Origin of the sequence: Serratia sp. PL17 (assembly GCF_017832355.1) — a bacterium.
GTDB lineage: Bacteria > Pseudomonadota > Gammaproteobacteria > Enterobacterales > Enterobacteriaceae > Serratia.
On record NZ_JAFIBY010000004.1, the window covers coordinates 86,141 to 107,970 of the forward strand.

A 21,830-nucleotide genomic window follows, 5' to 3' on the forward strand; every position below is an offset into this window, starting at 1 on the left:
CTCACGGCCACCATGACGGGCTGTTCGCTAAATTAGATAGTGCCGCAAACTTTATCTGTCAGTTCCGCTGGGAACTGCATAGCCTGCATGATGTGCTCCACCATGCTGCGTTTGCGACCGGTATTGGTATTGGTGATCACCCAATAAGGCGTGCCCGGAACGTGCTTCGGCTTGGTGTGCGTTCCATTCGCCAACAGGGTTTGCTGATCGCCTGCAAAATAGGTGCGGGTACGGCCGTGCAACGCTTCAGTTGCGGTGGCAAAACCGGCCGCATCGAGGGTATACAGGGTGGATAGTACCAGCATAAAACGATTCACCGCTTTGCTCTGCTCGGCATACTCATCCGACAACAGCAGTTCGCGCACGGCACGCACGCGATCGCGCGGTCGCGGAGCAGCAACAATTTTGTCCTGCTCGGCGCTCTGTGCGCTGGCAGCTGGCGCAGCGCGCAAGGGCTGACCGGCGGTAAATTTCAACATACGGCGCAAAATATCGGACGCGCTCTCACCAATATGTTGCGTGTGGCTGGCAATATAACGGTAAAGCTCTTCGTCGACTTCAATAGTTTTCATCTTTATCCAGTACTGTTTTTTTCTACTTAGAACCTGAAGCCAGATCCTGCATTCAAGCCATGGGATTATAAGGTTAAAAGCGCGGGAGCGAACATAACAATGTGCCCCGACAGGGCAAAAGCAGACTATTACCTAGAGTCCGCCCAGCATCCACGTTGCCAAACCCGCACCTTACCATGAAAAATCCGCGTTATACCCCATGGATTTCAAGCGGCAGCACGGCAACGGGTATGTTCATCCGGTGTTTTAATCATGATAACCTAATCTGAATCTCTCTCAGTATGAACTTCACCATGAAATTACATTATCAATTGCTGGCAACCGAGTCCGCAGCGTTGCCGGTCATGCTGATCCACGGGCTATTCGGCAATCTGGACAATCTGGGCGTCCTGGCGCGCGACCTGAACCAACGGCACAGCGTGATTAAAGTCGATTTGCGTAACCACGGCCTGTCGCCACGCTCAGCGGTAATGACCTACCCGGAAATGGCCCAGGATCTGCTGGCGTTGCTGGATGATTTGCATCTGGAGAAGGTCATTGTTATCGGCCATTCAATGGGCGGTAAAGCGGCGATGGCACTGACGGCCATCGCGCCAGAGCGAGTGGAGAAACTGATCATTATTGACGTTGCACCGGTGGACTATCACGTTCGCCGCCACGACGAAATTTTTGCCGCGTTACAAGCCGTCAGCGCAGCCGGCATCACGCAGCGCCAACAGGCTGCGGAGTTGATGCGCAGCTATCTGGATGAAGAAGGTGTGATCCAGTTCTTGTTGAAGTCATTCCATCAGGGCCAATGGCGTTTCAACCTGCCGGCGCTGATCGATCAATATGAAAATATCACCGGCTGGCAGGAAGTCCCCGCCTGGCCGCACCCGACGCTGTTCATTCGTGGTGGGCTGTCGCCCTATGTACAAGATAGCTACCGCGCCGATATCGCCCGTCAATTCCCACAGGCACGTGCACACGTGGTTGCAGGCACTGGGCACTGGGTTCATGCAGAAAAACCAGAAGCCGTGTTACGTGCCATTCATCGTTTTCTCGGCGAAGCCTGAGCCAATTGCCCCCTTGTCAGAGAAGTAATCCTCCCTAAAACGGCCATCTGGTGAAAAAACGCGCTAAAGATAACGGCTTAGCGCGTTTTCGGCTCAGTTAAACATTGTCGTCGCTCCATCTGCTGGGGTAATATGGCGCGCTATAATTTTGCCGCCGTGCTAAGCGTGTTCAATAGCGCCAGGCTGGGGGTGAATTTGGGTTAGGGTTTATTGGCCCGAAGTGTGTTAACCGAACCATCCAGAAGCGTTTACGCGCTTTTTGATGCAAACTCCCTTGCAGTACCGCTACCTATGGCAAAAGAACAAACGGATCGCACGACGCTGGATCTGTTCGCAGATGAACGCCGTCCGGGGCGCCCGAAAACCAACCCGCTATCCAGAGATGAACAGCTTAGAATCAATAAGCGTAATCAGCTTCGACGCGATAAAGTCCGTGGCTTACGGCGTGTGGAACTGAAGATCAACGCGGATGCGGTGGACGCCCTGAACAAATTGGCGGAACAGCGTAATATCAGTCGCAGCGAGCTTATTGAGCAAATGCTGTTGGCACAACTGGCAGACGACCAGCCAGAACATTGATCATTGCAGCCGCACGTGCGGCGCGGCGTTAAGGATGACGCCCGATCAACATCGTTTTATTCCACCCGGTATCGCATAAACGTGATAAAACCCCGGGGTAAATTTCTGGCATGATACGCAATTACCGGTAAGGGTTTCCCTTGCTATGGCATCATTTTAATCGGTGTTATCGTGGTCAGCGCTAACATCGTGTAATGCAATTTATTGAATTTAAAGGTTATACGCGATATGGCTAATGTAGGCATTTTCTTTGGCAGCGACACTGGCAATACCGAAAACATTGCCAAGATGATCCAGAAAATTCTTAAGCAACAGTTTGGCGACGATGTTTGCGAAATTCACGACATCGCCAAAAGCAGCAAAGAAGACCTGGAAGGTTTCGATATTCTGTTGCTCGGTATCCCGACATGGTACTACGGCGAAGCCCAGTGTGACTGGGATGACTTCTTCCCAACGCTGGAAGAGATCGACTTCAACGGCAAGCTGGTTGCGCTGTTTGGCTGTGGCGACCAAGAAGACTATGCAGAATATTTCTGTGATGCGATGGGGACTATCCGCGACATCATTGAACCACGTGGCGCCGCCATTGTAGGCCACTGGCCAACCAAAGGTTACCACTTCGAAGCGTCAAAAGGCCTGGCGAGTGACAGCCACTTCATCGGTCTCGCCATTGACGAAGATCGCCAGCCAGAACTGACCAATGAACGTGTCGAAGGTTGGGTAAAACAAATCGTCGAAGAGTTGAGCCTGGCCGAGATCGTCGGGTAACGCCAAAGGTTGAACAAAAGCCCTGCAAAGTGCATAGTGTTGCCGGCAGGGCCGTCATCGGCAGTACGGATTACTGCAATAGAAGATACACATTTGTAACTTCTCACATCGTCAAGGTAGACTGAGATATCGGTTTATCCCATCCATCAAGACGTTGCGTGTGCAACATGCAATAGTGCAATTATATCTTTGTTAACAACCGGCGGTTTCTATTTAGGCCAACCGGTTCTATAATGAGACGCAATTAACACTTTGTGCCGACCGATGCCACAGGCGAGAACGCCTCAACTTGATTAGCATAGTAACAGGACTGAATCCGCATGACTGACAACAACACCGCATTGAAGAAGGCCGGCTTAAAAGTCACGCTTCCGCGACTCAAAATCCTGGAAGTACTGCAAAATCCGGAATGCCATCACGTCAGTGCGGAAGATCTGTACAAAAAACTGATAGATATGGGCGAAGAAATTGGCCTGGCTACGGTTTACCGCGTACTGAACCAATTTGATGATGCAGGCATTGTGACTCGTCACAACTTCGAAGGCGGCAAGTCCGTGTTCGAACTGACCCAGCAACATCATCACGACCACCTGATTTGCCTGGATTGTGGCAAAGTGATCGAATTCAGCGATGAATCTATCGAAGTGCGTCAGCGTGATATCGCCAAACAACACGGCATCAAGCTCACCAACCACAGCCTGTACCTGTACGGCCACTGTGAAACGGGTGACTGCCGCGAAGACGACACTCTGCACGACAAAAAATAATGTCCTTAACCGGCATTGAGAACCGCCTTAACGGCGGTTTTTTTATGCCTGAAGCAAATAGATAAAAAAATCCCCGGACAGGCCCGGGGAAAGATCATAGCTAAATGACAACAATTGCAGCGGCACTTCTCCACGGTACTTCTCACTTCCCACTTACACCCACTTCAACGTCAACTCCCCCGCCGACACGCGGATGAGTAAACTCGTTACAATGCATATTCAAGAAAGAGCAGCCGATCAAAAAACATGGCCTTGGCTTGGTCGAACACACCACGAATACGGAACCCCTTGTTCAAATACATTTTGCAGGCATCACTACTTTGCCAGACGCACAGCGCGATGTTTTTCGCCTGGCGTTGATCCGCCTGTAGCTGAATCAAGGCAAACATTTGGTTAAAATACCCCAGCCCCCGAAATTGGCTCTCAATCGCCAAGCTACAGACAAAATAATCGTCAGCGACACAGTGGCTTTGCACAAAGCTGTCGTAAGCCTCATCAAGAGGTTTCATTTCATCGCGATAAAGGTAGTCCGCGTCTATGGCATACAGTTCACTGACGGTCGCCGCATTGAAAAAACCGATAAACTCTCCGCGCCGATCGTAAGCCACGGTGATCAGATCCAGGTAAGGCTCGATATTTTGCGCCTGCTGCAAAGACACCAGATCCAGCCCAGCACGATTGCCAACAGAACAGTATTCCAGGTAGCTCGTGCTAAAAATCAGCTTTGCCATGCGGGTCTTATCCGCTTCACCCACCTGCCGTCCCGCCATGAAATGCAACGATCCCCGCGGTTCAGGCGGCACAGCCTCCCCCTCGCCCTGGGCAGAACACCAGTAATTCCCTGCCGCTATCTGCCGCCGGTTGTCGGCAATCAGGTACTCCCCAAAAAGCTGGTTTACCCGATCAAGCCGCTGATCATGAGAAAGCACCGAATAGTAGTGGTAATGATCGATGTCGGACCGAATCTGCGCCGGATAGGCCATGCGAGGTACTTCATCAACGGTAAATATTTCCGCATAGCGTGCCAAATCCAGCGGCTGCTCAAGCTGCCAATCCAGATTTTCCAACCTGCTAACACATTGCCGGTAGCTCTGCTCTTCTTCTTGCGACAACGGTAGCCGCTCATTGGTGATCACATCTTCCAGCAGCCGCATACCGCGAATACCGCAGGTCACCGCCTGTGGGGTTGCGTCATACAAAACACCATGCATCTGGCAAAAACGATCGTGGCTGAGGAAAGTACGTTCAATATGGCGACTCCACAATTGGTAAAAAGGATCGAACAGCTTCCGTTCATAAATCGGATTTCTTTCCGGTACCTCACTGCTTTCCCCCGCATAAATTTGATCGAGCCCAGCTAACATCCTGCACAGCGCCATATCTCCCTTACGGCTGATGATCATTCCCGTTTCGTCGAGGAACAAATTCAACCAACTGACGTGGCTAACTTCACCTCCGGGCAGGAACTGAAGATAGTCCGGAACCTCAGGCTTGATCAGAAACAGTGTCGCCGCTCGGTGGGGAAGTGTGTCGATATCCATATACAAGCCCCCCATCTCAATCAAAATCAAAAAGCGGAAGTAGTCGGACAGTGTGGCGTAATAGCGTTTATCATGGAGCTGATGGATAAACCCCAAACTATTACCGACTCTTCTTTGCGCCAGTTCACTCAACGAATGCACCTGCAGGCGATGGTTACCGGCATCGTACTCACCCAACTGGCCGCCATGCGTTTGGGGTGAGGCAATGAAACAGGCATCCTTTGCCAGCTGCTTTGCATCCCAAACCCATAACATGCCGACCCAGTCACGAGCCTCGCCACGACTCACCGCTTGTTGTGCATCCCCCCACTGAGAGATAACTTCTCGCGCGTCGTCAGGAATGGCTCCGCCCAACCAAATGCGGTGCAGCAATTGTTCCCCTGCGGCAAGTGGCCGCGTGGGCACGCAAAACAGTGAAGAACAGCGTGCGGCATCAAATAAATGCCCCTGCGCAGACAGCCATTCCCGTAGTTGATTCACCCCACGTTGATAACGCGCCTTTGCCGCTGGCGTAGCCTGACGTTGGCACTTCACGAATTCAAACTTCAAATCGCTTAGCCGCGCCTCATATTCAGCCCGAAACAGATCATCCTGCAGGGCGCCAAAATGCCCGTTGTTAAGCGCCATCGGCAGCCATCCTTATTAATGGACCATAACCCTGCGGATTTTTGCTCTGCCAAGACCAGGCATCACATACCATTTTTTCCAGGCTGCGCTTGGCTTGCCAACCCAGCTTTTCCGCAGCCAACGACGGATCGGACCAACACTCGGCGATGTCACCCGCACGTCGGGGATTAAATTGGTAGGCGATCTTGAATCCACAGGCACGTTCGAACGCCTGAATAATTTCCAGTACCGAGTAACCCTTGCCCGTGCCCAGGTTATAGACGTTAAAACCTGGCTGCAGGTTATCCAGCGCTTTCAAATGCCCTTCAGCCAGATCCATAACGTGGATATAATCACGTACACCAGTTCCATCGCTGGTCGGGTAGTCGTTGCCATACACGGGCAACACCGCGAGTTTGCCAATAGCCACCTGTGCCAGATACGCCAGAAGATTATTGGGAATGCCGGCGGGATCTTCACCAATCAAGCCAGACTCATGCGCCCCGGCGGGATTAAAATAACGCAATGCGGTGATCGCCATCTGTGGCGCAGTGGTGGCAAACTCTGCCAGGATCTGCTCAACAATCAGCTTGGAAGTGCCATAAGGATTTGTGGTCTGCCCAACACGGCAATTTTCCGTCAGCGGAGTATATTCCGCAGGTCCGTAAACGGTGGCCGAAGAGCTGAAAATAAACTGATTAATGCCCGCATGGCGCATTCTGTCCAGTACGATCAATGAGCCAGAAATATTATTTTGATAATATTTCAGTGGCTGCTCGGTTGATTCTCTGACAGATTTCAAACCGGCAAGATGAATAACAGCATGAATATCATGCTGACGGAAGATGTGATCCAATAGGTGATATTGCTGAATATCACCCTGATAGAAAATGACTTTTTTCCCCGTCAGCCTTTCTACGCGAAACAGAGACTCTGACGAACTGTTGGACAGGTTGTCTAATACAACGACGTTCTCCCCCCTTTCCAACAGCGCCAACACCGTATGCGAGCCGATATAACCGGCGCCGCCCGTCACCAATATAGCCATCATATATCCTTGTTTGTGTTTAAAAATAAACGACTCACTCAGAAACCACCTACACTTCCCGGGTTTTAAAACCGACAGGTAAAGCAATAAAAAGCAGTAATATGGCTAACAGATAAACGGAGGAATGTGGCCCGTACTCGGTCAGGATCCCTTGTAATATTCCGGCCAGGATCACGCCGGTTGAAATACTGTTGGTGAACAACGTGGTGGCCATCCCCGCCCGTTCCGGCATCAAATCCTGGAAGTAGAGCATGCCGATGGTGGCCCCAATACCGATAAATATCGCATTAAAGACCTGCAAGACCAGCAAGCCAACGGGAGAGGTAAACCACAGCATGCCGGCATAAAACAACATGCCAGCCACCATCGCAGTCAACATCATCAGGCGTTTGCCCACCCAGTTCACGTAACGCCCTGCCAGGATCATGATCGGGATTTCTATCGCAGCGGCAACGCCCATCATCCAGCCGGTCAAACGCTGCGGCAAACCCAGTTCGGCACTGATATACAGCGGAACATCAATCAGATACATGGCGCTGCAGGTCCACATCAATACCGAGGCAAAAAACAGCAGGCTAACGTCTTTATCAAAGACCGTTTTTTGCTGCGTTGCGACGTGGCTATTGATGATGACACGCGCCACCTCGGGCAATATCCGCCAAGCCAACAGAGTGACTAACAGAAATATCCCCGCGGCAAAAATAAACATGGCAGTGAAGCCATAATTCACCACCAGCATAAACGCCAATGGGGGGCCAAAGACCCAGGCAAGAGAAAGTTGGGCGCGCATGACCGCGCTGAACATCGCAACGTTTTGCGATGAGCGCTCGCCATACTCACGCGCAAGAGCAAATAATTGCGGTATCGCCGTATTGGCGATGGCCGTTAACAGCACGCCCACCGTTATTAGCGTTAAATAATTACGATTAAATGCAAATAACAGACAGTTCCCCGCCGCCAATAAATAACAGATTAAAATCAGGTTGCGCCGATCCCGTTGGCGGTCTGATTTTTTCGCCAGTAAAAAACTGACAATAATGCCAACGCCAGCGTTAACCGCATAAAAAAAACCGACCCATAAAGACGTGACCTGCACCTCGGTCGTGAGGAACAGACTCAGGGTCGGTATTTGCAGTGCCCCGGCAATCCCGGAAAAAAAAGCAACGACCATAAAGGTCAGCCGTATCGAATTCATCTCTGATTACCGTCGGTCGCTGCTATTGAGGATCAATAACGGCCCGCCTGCGAACAGACGGGCCGTGGCTCAAAAATTACACTTTCTCGGCACGGCTGTAGCGCTTCCCGTCCGGGCTTATCGCGCGGATAAGCACCTCACCGCCAACACGCGGCTTGGCGTTGGCATCGTACCGCTGCCATTGCTTGCCACCATCCGTGGAATACTCAATGCCCAGACCCGGCAGAGAAATATTGGCCTCCAGCATGCCCCCCACTACGCGAGCGCCCGGCACCGGCAGCCGATAACTCACGCCACCTTTGTCCAGTTTTGCCAGTTCTCGCTGACCAAGGAGGTTGGCGAAGCGCAGCCAATCACGATCCAGTTTCTTCGTGTCGACAAAGTGGGTTTCACCGCCTTTATACTCCCGGCCCGCCCGGTAATCTTGCTCCCAACTTGCGCGGTGCCATGCGCGCTCTGCCACCGAAAGCGAACGAGGGAATATCATGTATTCCATTTCATCGTCGGTGCGCTGGGTTTCACTCCACATCTGGGCTGAAATACCGTAAGCGCCCGGCCAAGGTTTGTCGCTCTTGGCGGTGAAATGATTGCCATCACGGTCAACCGAGGTTTCCGCATTTTGCGGCAAGTTATTCGGCGCAAAGCTGAACATTTTCTGTTCGTCGCTGAAACGGGTACCCCAGTAATAGCCACGCTCGTCCGGATTCACCTCATACGGGAAATCCATGTAAACGTAATCCGGGTTAGACAGGATCACTTCGTAGCCTTTATTGGCCCAGTCATTGGCACTATCAAAACCGCCCCAATACAAAGTATCCCAGAAATTCACCCCGACGCGTTCAGTAGCGAATGCCTTGGCATTCTTCGCATCTTTCAGACCATCCTGCCAAGCCTGCATTCTGTCGATGCCATGTGCCTTCACCAGTTGGCTAACTTCGACGCCAAAGTAGCTTGGTAGGTGTTCCATATCCGCGACTTTACCGTCTTTGATCATCATTTGGCACACCTGGGACTTCGCCCAAGGTTTGTCTTCTTTACGCTGATCAATGATGCCTTTACCCGCCTCCGGCTTGGCAACATCGGTATACCCAGCACCTAAACGAATGTTTTTCGCCTCGTCACCGCCAAAGTGCCAAGTGCTCAGCGGCTGCCCCGCCTCTTTGTGCATTTGGGCAATCTCGCCAATCACCTTATCGACAAAGCGCTTGGACGAGTCCAGGCAAGGGTTGAGGTAGCTTTGACGGTTGAAGTACTGCACCGAGGTGGTATTGGAGGTATCGGTCGGATCCACCAGGCGGAATTCGTTGGCCTCTTGCTCTTTACCTGCGGCATGCAGTTTTTTATAACGTGCTTCCATTGAGACCACAGCTGCACGAGCATGCGCCGGCATATCGATCTCTGGGATCACTTCAATCTTGCGCGCCTGAGCGTACTTGATAATGTCGATATAATCCTGACGGGAGAAGAACCCACCGTAGACGTCAGGGCCTTGGCCGTATTGTGGTAACAAGCAGGTGGTTTCACTCAAGTCATGGCAGCGCTGCCCCCCGACTTCCGTCAATTCCGGCAACCCTGGGATGGCAATACGCCAACCTTCGTCATCACTCAGGTGGAAATGGAATTTATTGAGTTTGTAAGCCGCCATCTGGTCAAGCAGACGCAAAACGGCCTCTTTTTGATGGAAGTTACGTGCGACGTCCAGGAAGATACCGCGATACTGGAAGCGTGGAGCATCTTTAACCTCCAGCGTGGCAATTTTGGCGCTACCGTCGGCAGGAATCAGCGACAGTATAGATTGCAGACCATAGAAAACCCCGGCCTGATCGAAACCGATAACCTGTGCTCCCTTGTTGCCAATGCTCAACGCATAGGCACCCGACACCGCCAACTCACCGTTGAATTTGCCAGGCTGGATATCGGTCTTGATCGGATAGCCACTCGCGTTATCGGTTATTCCCAATAAAGCAAAACGTTGGGTTGCCGCGTCTGCGGCCGGTTTGGACAATGCGCTTAATTCCAGCGCTACGCCGTTACTCAGATCGGCATCCTGTGAATGTACTTTCACATGCAGCGGCGTGGGCACGATCTGACCGCGTAGTGACGCTGCCGGCAAGGTTTTCAGCTCGGCATTTTTTGTGAAACGGGAGGCTGGCGTCATCAAGATGTTATTGTCATCTTTGGTGCGCTTCCACTGGTCGCCGGTAAAGGGCGCCACAAACTGACTCAGATCTTCGGTGTCGGTATTGATCAGGATTTTTGGCTTGGCATCGCCTGAAGTGGCATACCAGCGCGGCACAAAGTCTGTTTTAAACAACTGCCAGTATTCTGCAATAATCGGGATATCAACCGTTTTACCCGCAGGGAAGCCGGTAAATTTATCGGTGGGCTCCAGCTTATACAGATCGCCCGTCAGGTGAGATATTTTGAATTGATCGTTGTCCACCCGCATTGTCTGGCGGGCACTGTGGAAGTAAATCGCCCAGTCGTGGCCTGTAATTTCCTGATTATCGTTGGTCAGACTGATTAGGACCTTATTGCATGCTGCCCAATCGGCGCCCAGTTTGCCGCAATCCAGGCCACTGTCTGCGGCGCGGTTATCGACCATTTTCAAATTCAGTTTCAACTGGCTAAGTTGATCCACCAATTGCTGATTGGCCATCGCGTTCCCCACGCTGCCAAATAACCCTACGGTTGCCGTCAATGCAGCAACCGCACTCAATTTGAATTTGTTCATCTTTAGCATCATCCTTAATTATTGTTATCGTGGATCTCTTTCCAAATTTTCCCGCACTGTGCGTCATAAGCCTGGCCGTTGCCGCTATGAACCGCCTGAATGCAGTTCTGATAATCCATCACCCGCACCGTTTCCTGCTCGGCAAACTGCTGATGCTGCTTCTCTTGTTTCAATACGTTCAGCACGGCCTTACAGGGCTGTAGCCTTTCTGGCGACCCTTCGGCAGTGTTAATACAGGCACTGTAGGCCTGTTTCAATTTGGCGTCTTCCGGCGGTGCAGCTGGCTGTACACACGCACTCAGCGCGACAGTTGCGGCCAACATCAACATGATTTTTTTCATCGTGTTATTCCCGTTAAGTGTCCCCGGCGCTGCCGCCGGGAATATACCCGTCATCTTTCAAGCCGCAGCGTTGTTATCGGCACTCGCTTACCCGTTACCCTAGGGGACGAATATATTCGTCCCGATGAATACGGGCGCTGCATGCAGCGCCCCTACCTTGCCAGGGGAGGAGCCAGCTGGCCGCCTAGCCGTAACTTGAAGGCCATAGGCTATGTTTTAGAAAATGGTGAATGGTGCGATAACCATGAACTTGACGTCTTTCTCGTCCTGGAAGATGTTGCCGTAGCCGCCACCCCAGCTTGGGATGTTGGTGTGGTTGTCATATTGGGTGTAGTGCAGTTTCAGCAGGGTGCCTTTGGCACGACCGTCCTGAATGGTGTACATCGCGTCCAGGCTCCAGGCGCTTTCTTTCAAACGCTGGCTCTGATCGTACATTGGGTTGGTACTCGGCTTCGCATCCCAGGCATAAACATAAGAACCGCCAACCGCCATCCCCGGCAGGTTCCAGTTGCTCAGGTCATACATCACGCCGGCGTAAACCGCTTTTTCGCCGTTGGCGTTGAAGTCAGAACGGTTATCCCACCACACGTCGAGACGCCCGTTGGACGAAGCGTAAGTTGGAGTCATACGCTGCAGGAAGTAACCCTGATTGCCTTCGGCCTTGACCATGGTGCCTTCCAGGCGCCAATTAAACTGCCCTGTGGTGTAGCCAAAAGTCAGCGCCTGCAACCAGGCTAACCCGTCATAGATGCTGTTAGGATCATTCTTGTCGCTAATGCGGTCTTCCGTACCGTAGAACTGATAGCTGGTCGTCAACGGGTTGCCTACCAGATCGAATTTATAAGAGGCTTTGGTGAAGTACTGGTTTACATAGCCCTGGGCCTGACCGAATGCCGCTTCCAGTACAAAGTCGTTTTTAAAGTCATACTTCGCACCAAGCGAATGAAGGTAGGAGACGCCCGTTTTTTTATCGTTCTGGCGGAAGTCGTCCATTTCGATATGCCATGGCGCTTTGTATTTATTGGTCCACATGTAGGAGAAACTCAATGCCCCTGCATCACCGTAGTCAAATTTGGCACCGGCCTCAGCCCCTTGATAGGTGCCCGGCATAAAGCTCCAGTGTGGCGCCAGCAAAGTTTGGCCGGTTGGCTGGATATAACCGGCACGTGCCCAGACGGGGCCATACTTGAATTTACCTGCAGCTTTATACAGGCTGATACCGCCTTTATCGCCGCTGTAATCTTCATCATAGGTACGGTTTTTGGAAGAGAACGCAATTTCGTTCGGGTGGCCGCTGGCACTGGACTCAGCGAGCTCAATGGCGGTAAAGGCGCCTACGTCCAGACCAAACATGTCCCAGGCATAGCCCGAAGCGAAATCCAGGCTCAGGTTGGCCGTCGAATGTGACAGGTTAGTGGTGTATTTATTGTAATCGTCACTGGTCGGATTGAGATCTTTACGGTCGCGTTCACGTTGCCAGTAATACACACCGCCGGTCATCGTGGAATCATCGACAAACCCTGCGGCTTTCGCCTCAGGGGCCATGGCAAACCCTGTTCCCAACAGCGCACCCGCTACTGCGAGCGCCAGCGTTTTACGCTGAGCACCGTGCGTACCCATAATGAAATTCCTCTTTGACTTAACTTTAAAAGTTGCAGCCGCCCGTGTTCACCACTGCCCTGCACGACTGCTAATAAAAAACCCAACCGGGTAAAAAATAATGCTGGCAGAGCTCAAACCCCACAGCACTTATTGCTACAGCTAGACTATTTTTCGCGACGCGAATTATCAAATGAATTATGAGAGAGATTTGTCAAAGTATGACAAAGAGCACATATCGATGAGATTTTGTTACGTAGCTATGCAAAGAGGCTGTCGAATAAAAAATTCAATTAAATCAGAATAAAAAAGGATATCAGGTCAACCAGAGACGATTAATGGTTTCAGCTTAATCAAAAAAGTCAGTCAGGAGAAAAAATGTGAGAGCGCTCTCTAAATGACATTAATTCGCATCGCGAATATATAAGACAATGTTATATTACTAATGATTTTTATCAAGAAATTACTGATATGCCGGGCAGATAAATAAGATTGAGAAAATAAAATGCCCTGCTGGGGCTAAGCGGCAGCGACAGGCATAAAAAAAGCGCAACTCAAGTTGCGCTTTTCGCGTTAATACCGCTTCAGAACTCAGGCGTCAATTTTAGCCCAGGTATCACGCAGGCCAACAGTGCGGTTGAACACCAGGTGCTCGGCCGAAGAGTCGCGGTTGTCAGCACAGAAATAACCTTCACGCTCGAACTGATAGGCTTTTTCAGGCTGTGCTGCTGCCAGGCTTGGCTCTACGAAGCCACGCTTGATAACCAACGACTCAGGGTTGATCGTGGTCAGGAAGTCCTCTGCTGCAGCTGGATTCGGCACATTGAACAAACGATCATACAGGCGGATTTCAGCTGGCAATGCGTGCTCAACGGAAACCCAGTGGATCACACCTTTCACCTTGCGGCCATCGGCAGGATCCTTGCTCAACGTATCGGGGTCATAGCTGCAGAAGATGGTGGTAATCTCACCCTCAGCGTCTTTCTCAACGCGTTCCGCCTTGATCACGTATGCATTACGCAGACGCACTTCTTTACCCAGTACCAGACGCTTGTACTGTTTGTTGGCTTCTTCACGGAAGTCAGCGCGATCAATATAAATCTCACGGCTGAACGGCACTTCACGGCTGCCCATTTCCGGCTTATTCGGGTGGTTAGGCATCGTCACCATTTCCACACCGGTCGTCAAATTCTCGATAACGACCTTCACCGGATCCAGCACGGCCATCGCACGCGGCGCGTTCTCGTTCAGATCTTCACGAATACAGGCCTCAAGCGCCATCATTTCGACGTTGTTATCCTGCTTGGTCACGCCGATACGCTGGCAGAACTCGCGAATTGATGCGGCAGTATAGCCACGGCGACGCAGGCCAGAAACGGTCGGCATACGCGGGTCATCCCAGCCTTCAACGATATTCTCGGTCACCAACTGATTCAGCTTGCGCTTCGACATGATGGCGTACTCAAGATTCAGACGCGAGAACTCGTATTGACGCGGATGACAAGGGATGGTGATGTTATCCAGCACCCAGTCATACAGACGGCGGTTGTCCTGGAACTCCAGCGTACACAGTGAATGGGTGATCCCTTCCAGCGCATCGGAAATGCAGTGGGTGAAATCGTACATCGGATAGATGCACCATTTGTTGCCAGTCTGGTGATGCTCAGCAAATTTGATACGGTACAGCACGGGATCGCGCATCACGATAAACGAGGATGCCATATCAATTTTAGCGCGCAGGCAAGCGGCACCTTCGGCGAACTCGCCGTTGCGCATTTTCTCAAACAGCGCCAGGTTCTCTTCTATGCTGCGGTCACGGTATGGGCTGTCTTTACCCGGCGCGGTCAGGCTACCGCGATATTCACGGATCTGTTCAGGCGACAGTTCATCGACATAAGCCAAGCCTTTACCGATCAGTTCCACCGCATAATGGTGCAGTTGATCGAAGTAATCTGAGGAGTAACGGACGTTACCGCTCCACTCAAAGCCCAACCACTCTACATCGTGTTTGATCGACTCAACGAACTCGATGTCTTCTTTTACCGGGTTAGTATCATCGAAACGCAGGTTGCACTGGCCTTGATAATCTTGGGCGATGCCAAAGTTCAGGCAGATGGATTTAGCATGGCCAATATGCAGATAGCCATTTGGCTCTGGTGGGAAACGGGTATGAACAGACGCGTGTTTCCCTGACGCCAGATCTTCATCAATGATCTGACGGATAAAATTGGTTGGGCGGGCTTCAGCCTCACTCATTTCACTATTCCTCAATGCAAAGCGCTACACATAACCGCCTATGTTCCAACAAGCCACGCCCGGAAACAACCGTTTGTTTCACGAAAAATGCGGAGCATTGCACCACAATGGATCGCTGCCCCCCTTTCTGTGGCCTCTTCTTTCTTCGCCACCCATAAAAAAGCGGGAAGAGATTGCTCTCTTCCCGCCAAAGGTAGGGTGCCTTCCGTCATGACTCGTTAAACACCCCGGGCACTACTCAGGTAAAACAGTTTATTTTTGGATCTCAAACAGCTTGGTCTGGCCAGCCACGACAGAGCCGGTTGCCAGCGCCGTCAGACCTGCGTAATCGTCAGAGTTACTGACCACGACAGGACTGATCATCGAACGGGCATTGGCGTTCAGGAATTCCAGATCCAATTCAAGGATTGGCTGACCGGCTTTCACCTCAGCACCCTCTTCAACCAGACGTTTGAAGCCTTGACCGTTCAGTGCAACGGTGTCGATACCCATGTGCACCACAATCTCCGCACCTTTGTCTGTTTCCAGACAGAATGCATGATTGGTGTTGAAGATTTTCACGATGGTGCCATCAGCCGGTGCCACTACGGTTTTGTCGGTCGGGCGAATCGCTACGCCGTCGCCTACGGCTTTGCTGGCAAAGGCTTCATCAGGAACCTGATCCAACGCCACCACGTCACCTGTTACCGGCGCCACCAGCGACTCAAAGGCCACTTTAGGTGCATTAGGCACAGCCTGTGATTTTGCGACATTCACACCGGCAGCCGGTGCGACTTCTGCCGCAGGAACCGGGCCGGTAGCGATGACTGCACGCATACCATCAGCAATGGCTTCAGCTTTAGAGCCCACGATAACCTGAACGGTTTGCTTGTTCAGTTTCACGACGCCTGAAGCCCCCAGGCGCTTACAGCTTGCATCGAGTACTTTTGAAGAATCTTTAACGGTCAGACGTAAACGGGTGATACAGGCATCAATGCCGGTCAGGTTGTCAGACCCCCCGATGGCACCAATGTAGCTGCGAGACAGTGCGCGCAGGCCTTCATCCGTGTTGCTGTTGGCTTCAGGAGCGACGACATCGTCAGACGCATCTTCACGCCCAGGGGTTTTCAAGTTGAACGCACGGATAATGATAGAGAACAGGACGAAGTACACCGCGAAGGCAACCAGACCCATCACAATCAGCATCCAGACGTTCTTACTGGCCGCTGGCAGGTTGTACATCAACACGTAGTCGATCGCGCCGGCAGAGAAGGAGAACCCGGCATGGATGCCCAGCAAGGTAGCAACAAACAGGCTGATACCGGTCAAAATAGCGTGGACTAAATACAGCAGCGGAGCCAGGAACATGAACAGGAATTCAAGTGGCTCGGTCACACCGGTCAGGAATGCGGTCAGTGCAACGGACAGCAGCATACCGCCGACCATTGGGCGACGCTCTTTAGGTGCCGCGAAATACATGGCCAATGCCGCACCCGGCAGACCAAACATCATGATTGGGAAGAAGCCGGACATGAACATCCCGGCGGTGCCGTCACCCGCGTAGAAGCGGTTGATGTCGCCGTGGAAGATAGTGCCTGCGGCATTGGTGAATTCACCAATCTGGAACCAGGCGATGGTGTTCAATACCTGATGCAAACCGGTTGGGATCAGCAGACGGTTAACGAAACCGAAGATACCGGAACCGATCGCGCCCATGGAAACAATCCATTCACCGCCTGCGTGGATAGCATTCTGAACCGGTGGCCAAATATAACCAAAGATGGCTGCAAGGATTAAACAGAAAAAGCCGGTAGCGATTGGGACGAAACGCTTACCGCCGAAGAAGGAAAGGAACTCTGGCAGTTTGATGCCGGACCAGCGGTTATAGACAGCACCACCCACCAGGCCGGTAATGATACCTGCCAACACACCCATGTTGATTGCTGGGTTAATGGTGACCATCGCCTTGGTCAGGATGAAGTAACCCACCGCGCCCGCCAGTGCAGCTGAGCCGGCATTGTCTTTCGACCAGGTTGCCGCCACACCGATAGCAAAGATCAACGCCAGGTTATCGAAGATTGATCCACCGGCCTGTGCGATGAACGAAATATTGAGTAAATCAGGCTGGCCGAAGCGTAGCAAAAGCGCCGCAACGGGCAGTACTGCGATTGGCAGTTGCAACGACCTGCCCAATCTTTGGAAAAAGCCGAGTATGTTCACCTTAATATTCCCCCTAATGCCCTTTTATGGGCTTTATCATATTTTACGCAAGCGCCATCACACACTGCGATTAACTCTGGACGAGCGACAACAAGTGGAGTGTAAAAAAATTATTTCGTATCGCAAATTAAAACCTCCTTTTTTGTGATTTATATCACCAAAAAGCAGTCTTTACCTGCCACATTGCTAGCCATCACACAAAACTTATTTTATCATTAAAAAAATCATCAAGCCTGACGCTTCACGCGAGAATCATAAAGCTGGGTTACGCTTAGGACTCTTGCACAGGCTCGAACCAGTATAGCTTTAGTTTACTTACCCCAAGAGGTGTTAGATGAGACTTATCCCACTGAAAGATACTGCACAAGTCGGCAAATGGGCCGCCCGCCATATCGTCCAGCGCATCAACGCATTCAAGCCTACTGCGGAGCGTCCGTTTGTGCTCGGCCTGCCAACCGGCGGTACTCCGCTGGAAGCGTACAAACATCTGATTGCGATGCACAAAGCAGGTGAAGTAAGCTTTAAGCATGTGGTGACTTTCAACATGGATGAATACGTTGGCCTGCCGCAGGAACACCCGGAGAGCTATCATACCTTCATGTACCGTAATTTCTTTGATCACGTTGATATACCAAGTGAAAATATCAACTTGCTGAATGGTAATGCACCGGATGTTGACGCCGAGTGCCGCCAGTACGAAGCAAAAATCAAATCCTACGGCAAAATCAATCTGTTCATGGGCGGCGTCGGCATTGACGGTCATATCGCGTTTAACGAGCCGGCTTCATCCCTGGCATCACGTACTCGCATCAAAACGCTGACTGAAGATACCCGTATCGCCAACTCCCGCTTCTTCGGCGGCGATGTCAGCCTGGTGCCGAAGTTTGCACTGACCGTGGGTGTCGGTACGCTGCTCGACGCAGAAGAAGTGATGATTCTGGTGACCGGCCATGCCAAGGCACAAGCTCTGGAAGCCGCTGTGGAAGGCAATATCAACCATATGTGGACCATCAGCTGCCTGCAATTGCATGCCAAAGCGGTTGTGGTGTGCGATGAGCCATCCACCATGGAACTGAAAGTCAAAACCGTTAAATATTTCCGCGAATTAGAAGCGGAAAGCGTTAAGAGTCTTTAATTCTTGCAGGGGGCTACGATGTTCGCTTTAACCCACGGCCGTATTTTCACCGGCCACGACGTACTTGACGACCACGCAGTTATTATCGCTGATGGGCTGATTGAACGAGTCTGCCCGCTGGCTGAGCTGCCGGCCGGCATCGAAACGCGCGATCTGGGTGGCGCTATCCTGGCCCCCGGTTTGATTGACGTGCAGCTTAACGGCTGCGGCGGCGTGCAATTTAACGACTCGCTGGACGCCATTTCGGAAGAGACGCTGGAAATCATGCAGCGTGCCAACGAAAAATCCGGCTGCACCAGCTATCTGCCAACGCTGATCACCAGCAGCGACGAATTTATGAAGCACAGCATCGATGTGATGCGCGCTTATCTGAAAAAACACCCGAATCAGGCACTTGGCCTGCATCTGGAAGGGCCGTACCTTAGCCCGCTGAAAAAAGGCACCCACAACCCCGCGTTCATCCGCAAGCCGACCAGCGAGATGATCGACTATCTGTGTGCTAATGCCGATGTGATCACCAAGGTCACGCTGGCGCCGGAAATGGTAGAACCGCACTTTATCAAGCAGCTGACCGCCGCCGGCATTGTCGTGTCCGCCGGTCACTCGAATGCGACGTACGAGCAGGCCCGCACCGGATTTGCTGCCGGTATCACTTTCGCCACTCACCTGTATAACGCCATGCCGTATATTACCGGGCGTGAACCGGGGCTGATGGGGGCAATCTTCGACACGCCAGAAGTCTATACCGGCATTATCGCCGACGGTCATCATGTCGCTTGGGCGAGTATCCGTAACGCCAAACGCATGAAAGGTGATAAATTGGTGCTGGTCACCGACGCCACCGCCCCGGCGGGGGCCGATATTGACCAATTTATTTTCGCCGGTAAAACAATATACTATCGCGATGGGCTGTGCGTGGACGAAAACGGCACCCTGAGCGGTTCTGCGCTGACCATGATCGACGCCTTGAAGAACAGCGTTGAACACGTCGGTATCGCGTTGGACGAAGCGCTGCGTATGGCAACGCTGTATCCAGCGCGTGCCATCGGCGTGGATCACCGTTTAGGCACGATCGAAGCCGGTAAGGTGGCGAACCTGACCGCATTTACCCGTGATTTTAAGATCACCAAAACGCTCGTTAACGGTAACGAGGTTTAACTAACATATGTACCCAAAATAATTCGAGTCGCAGGTAGGCGGCAACTGAACGAACCTCAATGAACATACGCGGGTATGTGATTTAAGTGAGTAAAGGCAGCCCCCCTGTGACTTGAAGTATGAAGGGTAGACAGAGAGTAAAATTATTGATGAGTACTGGCGGACAAGCACAGATAGGGAATGTTGACTTAGTCAAGCAACTCAACGGCGCGGCGGTTTACCGTCTGATCGACCAACAAGGTCCGATCTCGCGCATTCAAATAGCCGAACTGAGCCAGCTAGCGCCCGCCAGCGTCACTAAAATTACTCGCCAGCTGTTGGAGCGCGGGCTGATCAAAGAAGTCGATCAGCAAGCCTCTACCGGCGGCCGCCGCGCCATTTCCATTGTCTCCGAAACCCGGCATTTCCATACCGTGGCGGTGCGCCTGGGTCGTCACGATGCCACCATCACGCTGTACGACATGAGCGGTAAATCGCTCGGTGAAGAGCACTACCCACTGCCGGAGCGTACCCAGGAGACACTGGAAAATGCGCTGTTCACTGCCATTTCACAGTTTATCGAAAGCTATCAACGCAAGCTGCGCGAGTTAATCGCCATTGCCGTCATCCTGCCCGGTCTGGTTGACCCCGCGCTAGGCGTGGTGCGCTATATGCCGCACATCAGCGTCAATAACTGGGCGCTGGTCGACAACCTACAACAACGTTTTAATGTCACCAGCTTTGTCGGCCATGACATTCGTAGTCTGGCATTAGCTGAGCATTATTTTGGTGCCACCCGCGACTGCGAAGACTCTATTTTGGTGCGTCTGCACCGGGGTACCGGTGCTGGCATTATCGTTAATGGCCAGATCTTCCTGGGTAACAACGGCAACGTCGGTGAAATTGGTCACATTCAAATCGATCCGCTGGGCGAGCGCTGCCACTGTGGTAACTTCGGTTGCCTGGAAACCGTTGCCGCCAACGCCGCGATTGAACACCGCGTTCGTCAATTGCTGACTCAGGGCTACCCAAGCAAACTGACGCTCGACGACTGTAGCATCGCCGCCATTTGCAAAGCCGCTAACCGCGGCGATCTGCTGGCCAGCGAAGTGATTGAGCACGTGGGTCGTTATCTCGGGAAAGCCGTGGCTATTGCCATCAATCTGTTTAATCCGCAGAAAGTGGTGATCGCCGGTGAAATCACCGAAGCGGAAAAAGTGCTGTTGCCGGCAATCCAAAGCTGCATCAATACTCAGGTGCTGAAGGACTTCCGCAAGAACCTGCCGGTAGTCACCTCCGAACTTAATCATCGCTCGGCAATCGGCGCTTTCGCCCTGGCCAAACGGGCGATGCTCAACGGCGTGCTATTGCAGCGATTGCTGGAAAGCTGATCCGCCGCCTCGGGCAGGTGTGCTATCTTCGCGTTTTGCCTGCCGCAAATCATGAGAAACAGCAACAATGACAATCAAAAACGTTATATGTGATATCGACGGCGTGCTGCTACATGACAACACGCCGGTTCCCGGTGCCGATCTTTTCCTGGCGCGTATTCAGGAACAGGGCATGCCGCTGGTCGTTCTGACTAACTATCCGTCACAAACCGCGCAGGATCTGGCGAACCGCTTCTCCGCCGCCGGGCTTGAAGTGCCGGAAAGCGCGTTTTATACCTCAGCCATGGCCACCGCCGATTTTCTGCGCCGCCAAGAAGGCAAAAAGGCCTACGTGGTCGGTGAAGGTGCCCTGATCCACGAACTGTATAAAGCTGGCTTCACCATTACCGATATCAATCCGGACTTTGTGATCGTCGGTGAAACTCGCTCTTATAACTGGGACATGATGCACAAAGCCGCCTACTTCGTGAACAATGGCGCCCGCTTCATTGCCACCAACCCGGACAGCCATGGCCATGGTTTTACACCGGCTTGCGGCGCACTCTGTGCCCCAATTGAAAAGATCACCGGGCGCAAACCCTTTTACGTGGGTAAGCCAAGCCCGTGGATTATCCGCGCCGCGCTGAATAAAATGCAGGGGCATTCGGAAGAAACGGTGATTGTTGGCGACAACCTACGCACCGATATCCTGGCGGGCTTCCAGGCCGGTCTGGAAACCGTCTTGGTCCTGTCTGGCGTTTCGACGCTGAACGATGTCGAAACCATGCCATTCCGCCCGAGCTACATCTTCCCTTCCGTTGCGGATATCAATATTTTCTAATGCCTAAGGTGGCCATTGCGGCCACCTTTATCTCCCCGTCAATTTGAATTAAATTTATTATTGGCAGGAAAAGGTTTCACCCCGCCC

The 21,830-nt window shown here is 52.1% G+C and carries 17 protein-coding genes; 8 read left to right on the top strand and 9 right to left on the bottom strand.

The window, feature by feature from the left end:
• Positions 1-32: 32 nt before the first annotated feature.
• Positions 33-572 (bottom strand): replication initiation negative regulator SeqA, encoded by a 540-nt coding sequence (seqA, locus tag JOE25_RS14595; RefSeq protein ID WP_209636312.1) that lies wholly within the window; start codon positions 570-572, stop codon positions 33-35.
• A gap of 281 nt (positions 573-853) precedes the next feature.
• Between seqA and ybfF the strand changes: the two genes are divergently transcribed.
• The 4 genes from ybfF (at position 854) to fur (ending at position 3,741) form a co-directional block, all read left to right on the top strand.
• Positions 854-1,627: an esterase gene (gene ybfF / locus JOE25_RS14600; RefSeq protein ID WP_209636314.1), complete on the top strand. Its 774-nt coding sequence runs from the start codon at positions 854-856 to the stop codon at positions 1,625-1,627.
• A 291-nt stretch (positions 1,628-1,918) separates the two neighbouring features.
• A complete protein-coding gene (ybfE, locus tag JOE25_RS14605; RefSeq protein ID WP_012005675.1) occupies positions 1,919-2,206 on the top strand; it encodes a LexA regulated protein in 288 nt (95 codons plus the stop codon).
• Positions 2,207-2,434: 228 nt separating this feature from the next.
• On the top strand, positions 2,435-2,974 hold the full coding sequence (gene fldA, locus JOE25_RS14610) for a flavodoxin FldA (RefSeq protein WP_209636316.1): 540 nt from the start codon (positions 2,435-2,437) through the stop codon (positions 2,972-2,974).
• 320 nt (positions 2,975-3,294) lie between these two features.
• Positions 3,295-3,741 carry a ferric iron uptake transcriptional regulator gene (gene fur / locus JOE25_RS14615; RefSeq protein WP_020825646.1) on the top strand — a complete coding sequence of 149 codons (447 nt, stop codon included), beginning with the start codon at positions 3,295-3,297 and terminating at the stop codon, positions 3,739-3,741.
• A 206-nt stretch (positions 3,742-3,947) separates the two neighbouring features.
• On the opposite strand, the gene JOE25_RS14620 is transcribed toward fur, so the two are convergent.
• The 8 genes from JOE25_RS14620 to nagE all read right to left on the bottom strand — a co-directional run bounded on the left by JOE25_RS14620 (position 3,948) and on the right by nagE (position 17,260).
• Positions 3,948-5,909: a glycosyltransferase gene (locus JOE25_RS14620; RefSeq protein ID WP_209636318.1), complete on the bottom strand. Its 1,962-nt coding sequence runs from the start codon at positions 5,907-5,909 to the stop codon at positions 3,948-3,950.
• A complete protein-coding gene (gene galE / locus JOE25_RS14625; protein WP_209636319.1) occupies positions 5,899-6,936 on the bottom strand; it encodes a UDP-glucose 4-epimerase GalE in 1,038 nt (345 codons plus the stop codon). The genes JOE25_RS14620 and galE overlap by 11 nt, the downstream gene beginning before the upstream one ends.
• Before the next feature lie 49 nt (positions 6,937-6,985).
• On the bottom strand, positions 6,986-8,131 hold the full coding sequence (locus JOE25_RS14630) for an MFS transporter (RefSeq protein ID WP_209636322.1): 1,146 nt from the start codon (positions 8,129-8,131) through the stop codon (positions 6,986-6,988).
• 76 nt (positions 8,132-8,207) lie between these two features.
• A complete protein-coding gene (locus JOE25_RS14635) occupies positions 8,208-10,865 on the bottom strand; it encodes a beta-N-acetylhexosaminidase (RefSeq protein ID WP_209636325.1) in 2,658 nt (885 codons plus the stop codon).
• A gap of 14 nt (positions 10,866-10,879) precedes the next feature.
• Positions 10,880-11,206, bottom strand: coding sequence for a ChiQ/YbfN family lipoprotein (chiQ, locus tag JOE25_RS14640; protein WP_209636327.1), 327 nt, complete (start codon positions 11,204-11,206; stop codon positions 10,880-10,882).
• A 216-nt stretch (positions 11,207-11,422) separates the two neighbouring features.
• On the bottom strand, positions 11,423-12,826 hold the full coding sequence (locus tag JOE25_RS14645; protein ID WP_209636329.1) for an OprD family outer membrane porin: 1,404 nt from the start codon (positions 12,824-12,826) through the stop codon (positions 11,423-11,425).
• 570 nt (positions 12,827-13,396) lie between these two features.
• On the bottom strand, positions 13,397-15,061 hold the full coding sequence (gene glnS / locus JOE25_RS14650; RefSeq protein ID WP_209636330.1) for a glutamine--tRNA ligase: 1,665 nt from the start codon (positions 15,059-15,061) through the stop codon (positions 13,397-13,399).
• Between the two features lie 252 nt (positions 15,062-15,313).
• Positions 15,314-17,260: a PTS N-acetyl glucosamine transporter subunit IIABC gene (nagE, locus tag JOE25_RS14655; RefSeq protein WP_209636332.1), complete on the bottom strand. Its 1,947-nt coding sequence runs from the start codon at positions 17,258-17,260 to the stop codon at positions 15,314-15,316.
• Positions 17,261-17,594: 334 nt separating this feature from the next.
• On the opposite strand from nagE, the gene nagB reads away from it, so the two are divergent.
• From nagB to JOE25_RS14675, 4 genes are all read left to right on the top strand, one after another.
• Complete coding sequence (gene nagB, locus JOE25_RS14660) at positions 17,595-18,395, top strand: glucosamine-6-phosphate deaminase (RefSeq protein ID WP_012005664.1); 801 nt, start codon at positions 17,595-17,597, stop codon at positions 18,393-18,395.
• A gap of 18 nt (positions 18,396-18,413) precedes the next feature.
• Positions 18,414-19,553: an N-acetylglucosamine-6-phosphate deacetylase gene (gene nagA, locus JOE25_RS14665; protein WP_209636335.1), complete on the top strand. Its 1,140-nt coding sequence runs from the start codon at positions 18,414-18,416 to the stop codon at positions 19,551-19,553.
• 149 nt (positions 19,554-19,702) lie between these two features.
• On the top strand, positions 19,703-20,923 hold the full coding sequence (locus tag JOE25_RS14670) for an N-acetylglucosamine repressor (RefSeq protein WP_209636337.1): 1,221 nt from the start codon (positions 19,703-19,705) through the stop codon (positions 20,921-20,923).
• Between the two features lie 67 nt (positions 20,924-20,990).
• The gene (locus JOE25_RS14675; RefSeq protein WP_209636339.1) at positions 20,991-21,743 is read left to right on the top strand and encodes an HAD-IIA family hydrolase; all 753 of its coding nucleotides are present in this window, start codon (positions 20,991-20,993) and stop codon (positions 21,741-21,743) included.
• The last annotated feature ends 87 nt before the right edge of the window (positions 21,744-21,830 follow it).